10 protein-coding genes are annotated in these 12,694 nt (G+C 62.2%); all 10 read right to left on the bottom strand.

Going from position 1 to position 12,694, the window contains the following annotated elements:
* Positions 1-9: 9 nt before the first annotated feature.
* Positions 10-1,410, bottom strand: coding sequence for a UDP-N-acetylmuramate--L-alanine ligase (gene murC, locus A7P95_RS02450; protein WP_067590624.1), 1,401 nt, complete (start codon positions 1,408-1,410; stop codon positions 10-12).
* Positions 1,411-1,637: 227 nt separating this feature from the next.
* Positions 1,638-2,138 (bottom strand): hypothetical protein, encoded by a 501-nt coding sequence (locus tag A7P95_RS02445; RefSeq protein ID WP_156503472.1) that lies wholly within the window; start codon positions 2,136-2,138, stop codon positions 1,638-1,640.
* Positions 2,139-2,374: 236 nt separating this feature from the next.
* Positions 2,375-3,442 carry an undecaprenyldiphospho-muramoylpentapeptide beta-N-acetylglucosaminyltransferase gene (murG, locus tag A7P95_RS02440; protein WP_067590618.1) on the bottom strand — a complete coding sequence of 356 codons (1,068 nt, stop codon included), beginning with the start codon at positions 3,440-3,442 and terminating at the stop codon, positions 2,375-2,377.
* Between the two features lie 10 nt (positions 3,443-3,452).
* A complete protein-coding gene (gene ftsW, locus A7P95_RS02435; RefSeq protein ID WP_067590615.1) occupies positions 3,453-4,607 on the bottom strand; it encodes a putative lipid II flippase FtsW in 1,155 nt (384 codons plus the stop codon).
* A 168-nt stretch (positions 4,608-4,775) separates the two neighbouring features.
* Entirely contained in the window at positions 4,776-6,119 is a 1,344-nt protein-coding gene (gene murD / locus A7P95_RS02430; protein ID WP_067590730.1) for a UDP-N-acetylmuramoyl-L-alanine--D-glutamate ligase, read from the bottom strand.
* 132 nt (positions 6,120-6,251) lie between these two features.
* Positions 6,252-6,557, bottom strand: a complete 306-nt coding sequence (locus A7P95_RS02425) for a hypothetical protein (RefSeq protein WP_082890691.1) — start codon at positions 6,555-6,557, stop codon at positions 6,252-6,254.
* A 103-nt stretch (positions 6,558-6,660) separates the two neighbouring features.
* A complete protein-coding gene (mraY, locus tag A7P95_RS02420; protein ID WP_067590612.1) occupies positions 6,661-7,743 on the bottom strand; it encodes a phospho-N-acetylmuramoyl-pentapeptide-transferase in 1,083 nt (360 codons plus the stop codon).
* Between the two features lie 127 nt (positions 7,744-7,870).
* Positions 7,871-9,253, bottom strand: a complete 1,383-nt coding sequence (locus A7P95_RS02415) for a UDP-N-acetylmuramoyl-tripeptide--D-alanyl-D-alanine ligase (RefSeq protein WP_067590608.1) — start codon at positions 9,251-9,253, stop codon at positions 7,871-7,873.
* 196 nt (positions 9,254-9,449) lie between these two features.
* Positions 9,450-10,931 carry a UDP-N-acetylmuramoyl-L-alanyl-D-glutamate--2,6-diaminopimelate ligase gene (locus A7P95_RS02410; protein WP_067590605.1) on the bottom strand — a complete coding sequence of 494 codons (1,482 nt, stop codon included), beginning with the start codon at positions 10,929-10,931 and terminating at the stop codon, positions 9,450-9,452.
* A gap of 19 nt (positions 10,932-10,950) precedes the next feature.
* The gene (locus A7P95_RS02405) at positions 10,951-12,687 is read right to left on the bottom strand and encodes a peptidoglycan D,D-transpeptidase FtsI family protein (RefSeq protein WP_067590602.1); all 1,737 of its coding nucleotides are present in this window, start codon (positions 12,685-12,687) and stop codon (positions 10,951-10,953) included.
* Positions 12,688-12,694: the final 7 nt, after the last annotated feature.

Below are 12,694 nucleotides of genomic sequence, written 5' to 3'. Positions count from 1 at the left end.
AAGCTAAAACTACGCCGCGCCCGCCAAATCGCGCAAAGCCTGCGGCACCTTGTTGATGCTGCCAGCGCCCATGTTCAACAGCAGGTCGCCGTCTTGCAGCAGGGTGAGCAGGGTACTCGGCATATCGGCCACATCGGCGCAGTAAATCGGCTCCAGCCGCCCGGCCACGCGCAGGGTGCGGATGAGCGCACGGCTGTCGGCGGCCACAATCGGATCTTCGCCGGCGGCATACACATCGGTGAGCACCAAGGCGTCGGCGGTGTTCAGCACGCGCACAAAGTCTTCAAACAAATCGCGGGTGCGGGTGTAGCGGTGGGGCTGGAAGGCCAGCACCAGGCGGCGTTCGGGATAGGCGCCGCGCGCGGCGGCCAGGGTGGCGGCCATTTCGGCGGGGTGGTGGCCGTAGTCGTCGATCACCAAGGCGCTGCCACCCTGGGGCAGCTTGATTTCGCCATAGCTCTGGAAACGCCGACCCACGCCGCCGAAGCCGGCCAGCCCGCGTTGGATGGCTTCCACATCGGCGCCGCACTCCAGCGCCACGCCGATGGCGGCCAGCGCGTTGAGCACATTGTGCCGCCCCGGCGCGTTCAGGCGCACGTCAAACGGCGCGATATCGCGGTTTTTCAGGTGCACGGTGAAGCACATCTGCGCGCCTTCGTTGCGCACATTGTCGGCATAAATATCCGCTTCGGGGTTGAAGCCGTAGGTGGCGAAGGGCTTTTGGATACGCGGCAGGATGGCACGCACATGCTCGCTCTCGATACACAAAAACGCCTTGCCGTAGAACGGCATACGGTGCACAAACTCCACAAAGGCCTGATGCAGCTTGTCCACGCTGTGGCCGTAGGTGTCCATGTGGTCGGTGTCGATATTGGTCACCACGGTGATCACGGGCGTGAGGTAGAGGAAGGAGGCGTCGGATTCGTCGGCTTCGGCCACGATATATTTGCCGCCGCCGAGCTTGGCGTTGGTGCCGGCCGCCATCAGGCGCCCGCCAATCACGAAGGTGGGATCAAGGCCGGCGGCGGTGAGGATGGAGGCGGTGAGGCTGGTGGTGGTGGTTTTGCCGTGCGTGCCGGCGATGGCAATGCCTTGGCCGAAACGCATAATCTCGGCCAGCATCATGGCGCGCGGAATCACCGGAATCTTGGCCGCGCGCGCCGCCAGCACTTCGGGGTTGTCTGGCTTGATAGCGGTGGAAGTAACCACCACGTCCACGCCTTCGATGTTTTCCGCCGCATGGCCGTTGAACACTTTAATGCCCATATCGGCGAGCTGGCGCGTTACCGGGCTTTGCGCCTGGTCGGAGCCGGACACGTCGAATTCTTTATACAGCACCTCGGCCAGGCCGCACATACCGGCGCCGCCGATGCCGACGAAATGGATGCGTTTGACACGTTCTTTCATAATCTGCCAACTATTCTTGCGGCCGCCGCGCGGCAGCCGGTGTGTAAAAAAGCGTTATTGTAAATGCCGCCGCCCAATCATGCCATGTTTTCCACAAATTAACACACGGCTGAAGAGGCTACCTGAAAACTTCTACGCCGATTTTCAGGTAGCCTACTATTGCATCTTTCAGGCTAGTTGAAAGCATGGGCTGCAGCGCAATTAAAACGGGCGAGCGAGTTTTTACTAAGCTAAGGCAGCTTCTCCAGCAGCGCCGCCACTTCCCCGCGCGAAGCAGTAAACAGCTTCTCCCGCAGCTCGGCCACCAAGCCCGGCGGCAAGGCCAACACCTCGCCCTCATGCCGACACCAATACAGTACATCGTCCGCGCCTAAGCCGATAAAATCACCATCGGCAATTTCCCGCAACCGCAGATAGCCTAGCCCCGCGATTTCCACTTCATCCAGCACCGCCGGCACGCTGCCAGCAAAACCTAGTGTCTCCAAGCGGCGCAGGCCAGTCTGCTCTTCCGCCGAAGCCGCTCGGGTAATCGAGCCGACATCCGCCGACAGGGGCTGCGTGAAATCAAATCCTGCATGATCAAACGCAATGCCCGCCGGCAGATTGTCGATTACCACAAGCTCCAGCCGCGTTTGCTGACCGTCGGCATTGCACACCTCAATCCCGCGAAACACCGCATTCCGTTTCGGTAACAGCGCTTCATATTCTGCTGCACAGGGTGAAAAGAACACGTCAAATCGGTTGCCCACGCCGCGCGAAAACCGCTCCACCGCCCCATTTGCCACTGCCTGCCGCAGCCGCTACTCGCCAAGCTGCGCGAACACTTCTGCCAGCAGCGCATTCAACCGCTCGGTTTCGCGGCGGCTTTTGCTTTTCAGCCAATTAAACATGATTGCATTTCCCTGCCGTTCTGGCTACCTGAAAAATCCAACACTGCTTCTATTTTTCAGGTAGCCTCATCCGGCAATCAGCCCACGGCCGCCAGCGCTGCTTCCGCCACTTTGGCCGCGCTGTCGGGCTTGGCCATCTGCCGTGCATGCTCCGCCCATTGGCGGCAGGTGTCGCGGTTCAGGCCGGCCAGGGTGGAGGCCAGCTTCTGCGCCGTGAGCTCGCCCTGCGGCAGCAGCAACCCCGCCCCGCCGGCGGCCACGAAGCGCGCATTGGCGGTTTGGTGGTCGTCCACTGCGTAGGGATAGGGCACCAGCAGCGCGCCCACGCCCGCCGCCGCCAGCTCGGCGATGGTAAGCGCGCCGGAGCGGCACACCACCAAGTCCGCCGCGCCGTAGGCCGCCGCCATATCGTCGATAAACTCGCTGCATTCGGCCTGCACGCCCGCTTCGGTATAACGCTGCTGCAAACCTTCCAGCTTGCCGCGCCCGCTCTGGTGGCACACCTGCGGGCGCTGCTCTTCGGGCAGCAGCGCCAGCGCTTCGGGCAAGAGGCGGTTTAGGATATCTGCGCCCAGGCTGCCGCCGGTAACCAGCAGCTTGAGGCTGCCTTCGCGCTCGGCAAAGCGCTCTTCGGGCGCGGGCAAGGCGGCAATATCGGCGCGCACCGGATTGCCCACCAGCCCGTCTTCCCCGGCAAAGGCTCTGGGGAAGGCATACAGCACGCGGCTGGCCAGCTTGGCCAAAATGCGGTTGGAAAGGCCGGCCACCGCGTTTTGCTCGTGAATCACAATCGGCACGCCGCAGAGCTTGGCCGCAATGCCGCCGGGCACGGTGACGAAACCGCCGAAGCCGATCACGCCATCGACATGGTGCTGCCGGATAATCCGTTTGGCCGCGCAAACGGTACGCCACAGCGTGAACGGCAGCGCGAGCTTGCGCTTGAGGCCGTTGCCGCGCACGCCTTTGATGGCCAGCGTTTCGATTTCAATGCCGTGCTGCGGCACGATGCGCGTTTCCATCGCGCCCTCGCTGCCCAGCCACAGCACGTTCTGCCCGCGCTCCTTCAGCGCGGCGGCCACCGCCAGCGCCGGAAAGATATGCCCCCCGGTGCCGCCGGCCATCAGCAAAAATGTTTTGCCGCCCATATTCCGTCCTTTACACATTAAACCCGCGCATTTTGCGGCGGTTTTCATAATCCACGCGCAGCAGCAGCGCCAGCGCGATCAGCATGGCCCACAAAGCCGAACCGCCGAAGGAAATCAGCGGCAGGGTGAGCCCCTTGGTGGGCAAGAGGCCGATGTTCACGCCGATGTTGAAAAAGCTCTGGATGCCCAGCCAAATGCCCACGCCGCTGGCCACGAAGGCGCCGAAAAACAGCTCCAAATCGCGTGCCATCTTGCCGATGGAAAACGCGCGCCACACCAGCCACAAATAGCAGGCGGTGAGCGCCATCATGCCGAGGAAGCCGAATTCCTCGCCGATTACCGCGGTGATGAAATCGGTGTGCGCCTCGGGCAGGTAGAAGCGTTTTTCCAAACCCGCGCCCAAGCCCACGCCCGTCCAGCCGCCACGGCCGATGGCCATCAGCGCGTGGGTAAGCTGGTAGCCGCTGCCCAGCGGGTCGGCCCAGGGGTCGAGGAAGGCGGTTACGCGCGCCATGCGGTAGGGCGAAATCAGCACCAGCGCGCCCATGCCGCTCAAGCCCGCCAGCACCACCACGATAAACCAGCGAAACGGCAGCCCCACCAAAAACAGCAGCCCGATGCTGATAACAGACACCACCACAAACGAGCCGAAATCCGGCTGCAACATAATCAGCCCCAGCCCGCCGCCCACCGGCAGCGCCACCCAGCACACCTTTCTCAAATGCTGCAACACTTCCGAGCGACGCATAAAAAAGCCCGAAAGATAAAGGATTACCGCCAGCTTGAAAAACTCCGTGGGCTGCAAATTGATCGGCCCCACATGAATCCAGCGGCGCGCGCCGTTGATTTCGCGCCCCACCACCAGCACCACCATCAGCAGGATCAAGCTGCCCAAGAGCAGCGCCATCGAATATTTCTGCCACACCCGCATCGGTATCTGAAACGCCGCCCAGGCCAGCAGGCCGCCGCCGCCGATATACGAAGCCTGGCGGATCAGGAAAAACCATTTGCTGCCGTTGGCCTGCCCGGCATACGCCACCGAGGCGGAATACACCATCACCAGGCTGAAGCCCAGCATCAGCACCACCAGCCACAGCAGCGATTGATCGACAGTGTGGCCGTGGCGAAGGATTTTGCGGTCGAGGAGTTTGGATTCGGTAATCATTCGGGTGTTTCGGGTTACTTCAAAAATCAATGGGAAAACTTTTTCAGGTAGCCATTGCGGCTGCGGAGGAGGCTACCTGAAAACACCAGCTTCAGCGAAGCTCAAACCAAGCAGCGGTTTTCAGGTAGCCTCAAAATTTGAAAGGCTACCTGAAATTCAACCACCCGCCTACAGCGCCTCAAACGCCTCGATAAACACCTGCGAGCGGTGCGCATAGCCTTTAAACATATCGAAGCTGGCACAGGCGGGGCTGAGCAATACGATGTCGCCGGGCTCGGCTTGGCGGTAGGCGGTTTGCACGGCTTCCTGTAAGCTGGCGCAATCGATCATTTCCACGCCGCAGCCGGCGAGGTCGCGGCGGATTTGCGGCGCGTCCACACCGATGAGCAGCACGGCGCGGGCTTTGCCGGGCAGCACGTTTTTCAGTGGGGTGAAGTCCTGCCCTTTGCCCTGCCCGCCGGCAATCAGGAAGAGTGGGCTTTGCAGGCCGGCGATGGCGGCTTCGGTGGCGCCCACGTTGGTGCCCTTGCTGTCATCGATAAACACCACGCCGTTTTTCTCGCCGATTTTTTCCACGCGGTGTGGCAGGCCTTTGAAAGTGCGCACGTGGCGCAGCAGTTCGGCGCGCGGCAGGCCGACGGCTTCGCACAGGGCGAGCGCAGCCAATACGTTGGCGGCGTTGTGCAGGCCTTGCAGCGGGATGTCGGCGGCGGCAATCAGCGTTTCGGCGCCGTGTTTCAGGTAGCCCGAGGCGGCGTCAAACCAATAATCGGCCTGCTGTTGCAGCGAAAAACGGCGCACTTCGCGCCCGCTGCGCTTCATGGCGCGGCACAATGGGTCGTCGGCGTTGAGCACTTGCACGCCGCTGCCGCGGAAGATTTTATCTTTGGCGTGGGCGTAGTCGAGCAGGTCGTCGTAGCGGTTGAGGTGGTCTTCGGAGATGTTGAGCACGGCGGCGGCGGCGGCGTTTAAGTGGTCGGTGTTCTCCAGCTGGAAGCTGGAGAGCTCGAGCACCCACACGTCGGCGCTTTGCTCCTGCCTGTCTTCATAAGCTTCGAGCACGGGCGTGCCGATGTTGCCGGCCACCACGGTATCGAGCCCGCATTCTCGGCACAGGTGGCCGACCAGGCTGGTAACGGTGGTTTTGCCGTTGCTGCCGGTGATGGCGATGATTTTGTCGCGCCTGCCGGAAAGCTCGTGGGCGAGGATTTCCACGTCACCCAGCACGCGGCCTCCGGCCTGCTTGAAGGCTTCGATCTCAGGCGTGCGCTCGCTGATGCCGGGGCTGAGGGCAAGGATGCCGAAGCCTTCGGCCAGGGCGTTTTTCAGGTAGCCTGTGTGGCAGGCGAGGCCGGGGAAGCGTTGTTGCAGCTCGGCCTGTTTGTCGGCGGGGAAGTCGGCATCATAGGCGGCCACCTGCGCGCCTTTGCGGCGTAGGAAGTCGAGCATGGAAATGCCGCTGCCGCCCATGCCGGCCACGAGGATTTTTTGGTTTTGCCATTCGCTTTTCATTTTGTTCTCCATGCCGCGCAGCTTGCCTGCGGGCGGCGGTTTTCTCTCTTCATTAGGTTTGGTTTTGCCAAAGCCTATTTTTAGCTTTGCAGAAACTCCGCTTCCTGCGGAAACTTCGTTTTCAGGTAGCCTTTATTGCCCGCTCATGCCAAGCAACAGCTTCATCAGCAGCAGCCACGACAACAAAATCCCGCCGATGCACACCATCAGCCACAAAATCAAACTGTCGGTTACCCGCCGCAGCAGGGCCAAATAGCCCCAGGAATACAAGCCCCAAAACGCCGCGGCAATCAGCGCCGCCGCCATATTGCCGTCTGTCAGGCCAAACAGGAAAGTGATGCCGGCAAAGGCCAGCGCCCACTGCCAGGCGCGAGAGTTTTCGGAAAAATCCTGCATCTTGGCAAAGGTCAGCAAAATAAGCAGGTGCAGCAAGCCCATAACAAAACCTCTCTATTCAGTTCAATCTATTTCAGCTTCGCAGAAGCTTGCAATGTCTGTTTTCAGGTAGCCTCTTAGCCTGTTGAGGCTACCTGAAAACCGTTTAGCGGATTTTCAGCGTGCTCAAGCCCACCAGCACCAGCACGATGGTGATGATCCAAAAGCGCACCACCACCTGCGTTTCCTTCCAGCCCTTCTGCTCGAAATGATGGTGGATGGGCGCCATCAGGAAGATGCGCTTTTTCGTCTTCTTATACCAGCCCACTTGCAGCATCACGCTCAACGCTTCCACCACAAACAGCCCGCCCATAATCACCAACACAAACTCCTGCCGCACAATCACCGCCACCGTGCCCAGCGCCGCGCCCAGCGCCAGCGCGCCCACGTCGCCCATAAACACCTGCGCCGGCGCCGCGTTGAACCACAAAAAGCCCAAACACGCACCGCACATCGCCGCGCAAAACACCATCACCTCGTTCGCCCCCGGCACGAAAGGCAGCTGCAAATAGCGCGCAAACTGCCAGTGCCCCGTGGCATAAGCGAAAATCGCCATCCCGCCGGCCACCAGCACCACCGGAAAGGCCGCCAGCCCGTCTAAGCCGTCGGTGAGGTTGACCGCATTGGAGGTGCCCACAATGGTGAAATACGACAGCACCACAAAGCCCACCACGCCCAAAGGCAGCGCCACCTGCTTGAAGAAAGGCACAATCAAAATATTGTTGGCCGCATTGCTCGCCACATAAAACAGCAGCAGGCCCGCCGCCAGCGCCACGCTACTCTGCCACACCATCTTAAACTTGGCCGACACGCCGTGCGGGTCTTTATACACCACCTTGCGCCAGTCGTCGTAGAAGCCCAGCGCGCCCGTGCCCAGCAGCACGCCCAGCAGAATCCAGATATACGGGTGCGACACATTGCTCCACAACAGCGTAGACACCGTAATCGACACCAAAATCAGCACCCCGCCCATGGTGGGCGTGCCCGCCTTGGCCAAGTGGGTTTGCGGGCCGTCGCTGCGGATGGCCTGCCCCGCCTTCAGCTCGGTGAGCTTGCGGATGGTCCACGGCCCCAGCATCAGGCTGAACAGCAGCGCCGTGAGCGCCGCCATCACCGCGCGGAAAGTGGTGTATTGGAAAACATTCAGCGCCGAAATCCAATTGCTGAGCTTGGCCAACCATAAAAACATAAAACTTCCTCAAAATCGTTTTGAAACAGGCTGCCTGCAAGCTGAGGCTACCTGAAAATTATTGTGCACACGCTGCGGCAAACAGCACAAACTGCCAAAAGGCAGCATTATAAACCAGCCGCCGCGCTCACGCCGACCCGTCCTGCAAGGCCTGCACCACCTCTTCCATCGCCATAAAGCGCGAGCCTTTCACCAGCACCGAAGCGCGCTCCGGCAAATCGTACGCGAGCACCTGGATCAGCGGGTCTTTGGCGGCAAACCACAAGCCCGCCGCGCCGAAGGCTTCCGCAGCCTCCACGCTGAAATCGCCCACAAAATAGGCGGCCTCGATGCCCTTATCCCGCGCGTAGCGGCCGATTTCGGCGTGCATGGCCGGCGCTTCGTCGTCGCCCAGCTCGCCCATGTCGCCCATCACGAATACGCGCGGCGCAGGCAGCTCGGCCAGCACATCCAGCGCGGCCTTCATGCTGTCGGGGTTGGCGTTGTAGGTGTCGTCGATGAGCGTGGCGCCGCGCAGGCCGGCTTTGCGCTGCAAACGGCCTTTGATGTTGGCAAAATCGGCCAGCGCGGCAGCAATTTCAGGTAGCCCCACGCCCGCCTGCAAAGCCAAGGCGGCAGCGGCCACGGCGTTGGCCACATTGTGTTTGCCCGGCACGGGCAGCGCCACCGCCGCACGTTCGTTGTGCCACACCAAATCGAATCGGCAGCCCAAGGGCAGCAGCTGCACGTTTTCAGCGTAAATCTCGCCCTTCTCCACACCAAACTCGATCTGCCGCACATTCAGCGCGCGGCAGGCGGCGCGGAACACTTCAGCGTATTCGTCTTCCGCCGGAACCAGCGCCGTGCCGTTTTCAGGTAGCCCACGGTAGATTTCGCTTTTGGCGCGGGCAATGTCGCCCACGCCGTCGAAGCCGCAGCCGATGTGCGCGCGCAGGGCGTTGTTTACCAGCGCGGCATCGGGGCGGGCGAGGCGGGTGAGCGCGTCGAGCTCGCCGAAGTGGCTCATGCCCATTTCGATCACGGCGTAGCGGTGCTGCGGGCGCAACGAGAGCAGCGTGAGCGGCAGGCCGATGTGGTTGTTGAAATTGCCGGCGGTGGCCAGCACGGCCGCTTCGCCAAATTGGCGGCGCAGGATGGCGGCCAGCATTTCCTTCACCGTGGTTTTGCCGGAAGAGCCGGTGATGCCGAGCACCAGCGGGTTCACCGCTTCGCGCCAGGCCGCCGCCAGCGTTTGCAGCCCGGCCAAGGTGTCGGCCACTTGCAGGCTGCCCGAAAGTGCGGCGCAGTCGGCGCGCGATACCAGCGCCAAGGCGCCCTGCTCCAGCACGGCGGGCACGAAATCGTGGGCATCGTGTTTCTCGCCGATCAGGGCCACGAACAAATCGGCGCCGCGCTCGTCGGCAGCGGCGGCTTGGCGGCTGTCGGTGATCACGCGGCGGATGAGGAGGTTGCGCTGCGGCGCGGGCAGGTTTAGGGCGCGGCAAACGAAGGCTAAGTCGAGTGTGGGCATGGGAAGTTCCATTAAAAATATGCGGTGGGGCAGGCCGAAACGGGCAGGCTACCTGAAAAAGTTTCCACGCTTTCAGGTAGCCATAATCGCCATGAGGCTACCTGAAAATGAAGGATGGGAGCGGCAAGGCCGGCCTGCTCAATCAGCAGGCTACCTGAAAATCTGATGTGCCGTTTTTTCAGGTAGCCTTTGTTGTTTAAGCAAGCTCGGCCAATGCGGCTTCGGCGATTTCGAAATCGGAAAAGTGGTGCTTCTCGCCCTGCACGTCCTGATAGGTTTCGTGGCCTTTGCCGGCAATCAGGATGATGTCGTGCGGCGCGGCGCGGCGGATGGCGGTTTCGATGGCGGCGCAGCGGTCGGCTTCCACCAGAGCGGGCTGCGGCACGGCGGGCAGGATGTCGGCGATGATGTCTTGCGGCTCTTCCATGCGCGGGTTGTCGCTGGTTACCACTACCTTATCGGCGCCCTGCACGGCGGCGGCGCCCATCAGCGGGCGTTTGCCGCGGTCGCGGTTGCCGCCGCAGCCGAACACGCACCACAGGCTCGCGCCCTGCGGCTTGATTTCTTGCAGGGTGGCGAGCGCTTTTTCCAGCGCGTCGGGCGTGTGGGCGTAATCCACCACCACCAGCGGGCGGCCGGGATGGCTGATGCAGTCCATGCGGCCGGTGGCGGGCTGGATTCGGGCGAGCACGCGCAGCACGTCGACCAGCGCGTAGCCCTCGGCGCACAGCAGGCCCACGCAGGCGGCGAGGTTTTGCGCGTTGAAACGGCCGAGCAGCCGGCTGTGCACTTCGCCGCTGCCCCACGGCGTATCGAAGGCCACCTGCATGCCTTGGGCGGAGGCGGCAAAACGGGTGATGCGGACGGAGGCTTCTGCGTTGAAGCCGTAGCCGTACACTTGCAATTCGGGGCGCTCGGCGCGCAGTTGGGCGGCCAGTTCGCGGCCGAAGGGGTCGTCGGTGTTGATGACGGCGTGTTTGAGGCTTTGCCAGTAGAACAGTTTGGCTTTGCTCGCGCCGTAGGCGGCCATGCTGCCGTGGTAGTCGAGGTGGTCGCGGGTGAGGTTGGTGAAGATGGCGCTGGAGAAAGGCGTGCCGACCACGCGGTTTTGGTCGAGCCCGTGGCTGGACACTTCCATCGCCACGGCGGCGGCGCCTTGCTGCTTGAACTGGTGCAGCAGGGTTTGCACGCGCACGGGGTCGGGCGTGGTGTGGGTGGTGGCTTCAAGCTGCCCCCAGAAGCCGTTGCCCACGGTGCCGATGATGGCGCATGGCGTGCCGAACAGGCCGGCGGCTTGGGCCAGCCATTGCGTAATCGAGGTTTTGCCATTGGTGCCGGTTACGCCCCAGCAGGAGAGGCTACCTGAAAAATTGCCATACAGTTTGGCGGCAAGCAGGCCGGCATTCTGCTTCAAATGCGGCACGCCGCAGTTGGCCACCTGCCATTCGGGCTGCCAAGAGAAGCCGTCGCTGCTGTCCCAAAACACCATCACCGCGCCATTGGCGATGGCGGCGGGGATGTAGTTGCGCCCGTCGGCATATTCGCCCTGGCAGGCCACAAAAATATCGCCGGGGCGCACCAGGCGGCTGTCCATACGCAAAATGCACCCCGCCGCCACAGCGGGCGGCAGAGTGCAGTTGTCGGGCAGGGGAAACTGTTTGTCCTTCAAGCAATACATGGTCGGCTCCAGCACCGATTTATTTGGCAGCCACGCGCTGCACGGGTTTGGTGGGCGTTACGCCCAGGATGTTGAGCGAGCCGGCCATGATGTCTTTAAACACCGGCCCGGCCACGATGCCGCCGTAGTAGCCGTTTTGCGTGGGCTCGTCGATGTTCACCGCCACAATCACGCGCGGATGCTCGGCGGGGGCGAAGCCGATGAAGGTGGCCATGTGTTTGTTGTCGGCGTAGCGGCCGTCCACCAGTTTGCGGGCAGTGCCGGTTTTGGCACCCACGTCGAAGCCGGGCACGGCGCCGTGCGTGCCGGTGCCACCGGGCTCGGTTACGGCCACCATCATGCGGCGGATGGCGCGCGCAGTTTCCGGCTTGATCACCTGCTCGCCCTGCGGCGCGGTGCTCTGGCGCAGGAAACTCACCGGCAGGAGTTTGCCGTCGCTGGTGAAGATGGTGTAGCCGTGCGCCAGTTGCAGCAGGCTCACCTGCAAGCCGTAGCCGAACGACATGGTGGCCTGCTCGATCGGGCGCCAGTTGCGCCAATCGCGCACCAAGCCGGGCGATTCGCCGGGGAAGCCGGAATGCATGCGGCGGCCGAAGCCCACGGATTGGTAGAAATCGTGCATTTCTTCCGGCTTAAACATGGCCGAGAGCTTGCTCACGCCCACGTTGGACGATTTCTGCATGATGCCGCGCAGGGTGAGCGAGGGGTAATTGTGCGTATCGCGCACGGTGGCCGCGCCGATATTGTAGGTGTTGGTGTTGAACACCATGTTTTCGTTTACTTTGCCCGAATCCAAGGCTTTGGCAATCGGGAAGGGCTTCATGGCCGAGCCGGGCTCCAGCATATCGGTTACCGCGCGGTTGCGGCGCAGGGCGCTGTCGGCCTCGCCGGGCTGGTTCGGGTCGTAGTCGGGCAGGTTCACCAGCGCCAGAATCTCGCCGGTTTGTGCATCCAGCACCACGGCGGTGCCGGCTTTGGCCTGATGGTAGGCAATGGCCTGCGCCAGCTTCTCATGCGCCAGCGACTGGATGCGTTGATCGAGCGACAGCACCATATTGCGCCCGTCCACTGCATCGCGGTTGCGCGGCGAATCCAGCGAATCCACATAATTGCCCTTGTTGTCGCGCAGCACCACGCGCGCGCCGTCTTGGCCGCGCAGGTCGTCTTCACGAGACAGCTCCAAGCCTTCCTGGCCTTTGCCGTCGATATTGGTGAAGCCGATCACGTGCGAAAACAGGTTGCTCATCGGATATTGGCGCTTGGATTCGGTTTGGAAGGCCAGGCCATCAATCTTCAGCTCGCGCACTTTGGCGGCGGTCTCTGCCGTCATCTGGCGCTTGAGGAACACAAAATCGCTGTTGGTGCGCGCCAGACGGTCGGCAATGGTTTCCACCGGCACGTCGATCAGCGCGGAAAGCTGCTCCAGCTGCTCCTGGCTGGGCATTTTCTCCATGGCGGAGGGCACGGCATACAGCGAATCGGTGGGCGCGCTCAAGGCCAGTACGGCGCCGTTGCGGTCGGTGATGGTGCCGCGGTTGGCCGGCTGCACCAGCGTGCGCACGAAGCGCTTGTTGCCTTCTTCCTGCAGCCTGTCCTGTTCCACCGTGTGCAAATGCACGCTCCAAGCCACCGCTGTGCCGAAAGCCAAAGCAAACACCAGCAGCACAAAGGCAATCCGGCCGTTGGTGCTCACCGGTTTCTTCTGCTTGGCCGGCTTCTGCCGCATCTGCGGTTTGTAGTCGCTTTTGATTAACATGGTCTGT

It is taken from the genome of Eikenella longinqua (assembly GCF_001648355.1).
GTDB classification, from domain to species: domain Bacteria; phylum Pseudomonadota; class Gammaproteobacteria; order Burkholderiales; family Neisseriaceae; genus Eikenella; species Eikenella longinqua.
Note: the sequence above shows the minus strand (reverse complement) of the source record. Positions and strands in the feature narration are given on the sequence as shown.

Coding starts and splice junctions, on each gene's coding strand:
- murG (WP_067590618.1), bottom strand. CDS start 3,442: ATGGGCGGCAAAACATTTTTGCTGATGGCCGGCGGCACCGGGGGGCAT.
- ftsW (WP_067590615.1), bottom strand. CDS start 4,607: ATGATTACCGAATCCAAACTCCTCGACCGCAAAATCCTTCGCCACGGC.
- murD (WP_067590730.1), bottom strand. CDS start 6,119: ATGAAAAGCGAATGGCAAAACCAAAAAATCCTCGTGGCCGGCATGGGC.
- A7P95_RS02425 (WP_082890691.1), bottom strand. CDS start 6,557: ATGGGCTTGCTGCACCTGCTTATTTTGCTGACCTTTGCCAAGATGCAG.
- mraY (WP_067590612.1), bottom strand. CDS start 7,743: ATGTTTTTATGGTTGGCCAAGCTCAGCAATTGGATTTCGGCGCTGAAT.
- A7P95_RS02415 (WP_067590608.1), bottom strand. CDS start 9,253: ATGCCCACACTCGACTTAGCCTTCGTTTGCCGCGCCCTAAACCTGCCC.
- A7P95_RS02410 (WP_067590605.1), bottom strand. CDS start 10,931: ATGTATTGCTTGAAGGACAAACAGTTTCCCCTGCCCGACAACTGCACT.
- A7P95_RS02405 (WP_067590602.1), bottom strand. CDS start 12,687: ATGTTAATCAAAAGCGACTACAAACCGCAGATGCGGCAGAAGCCGGCC.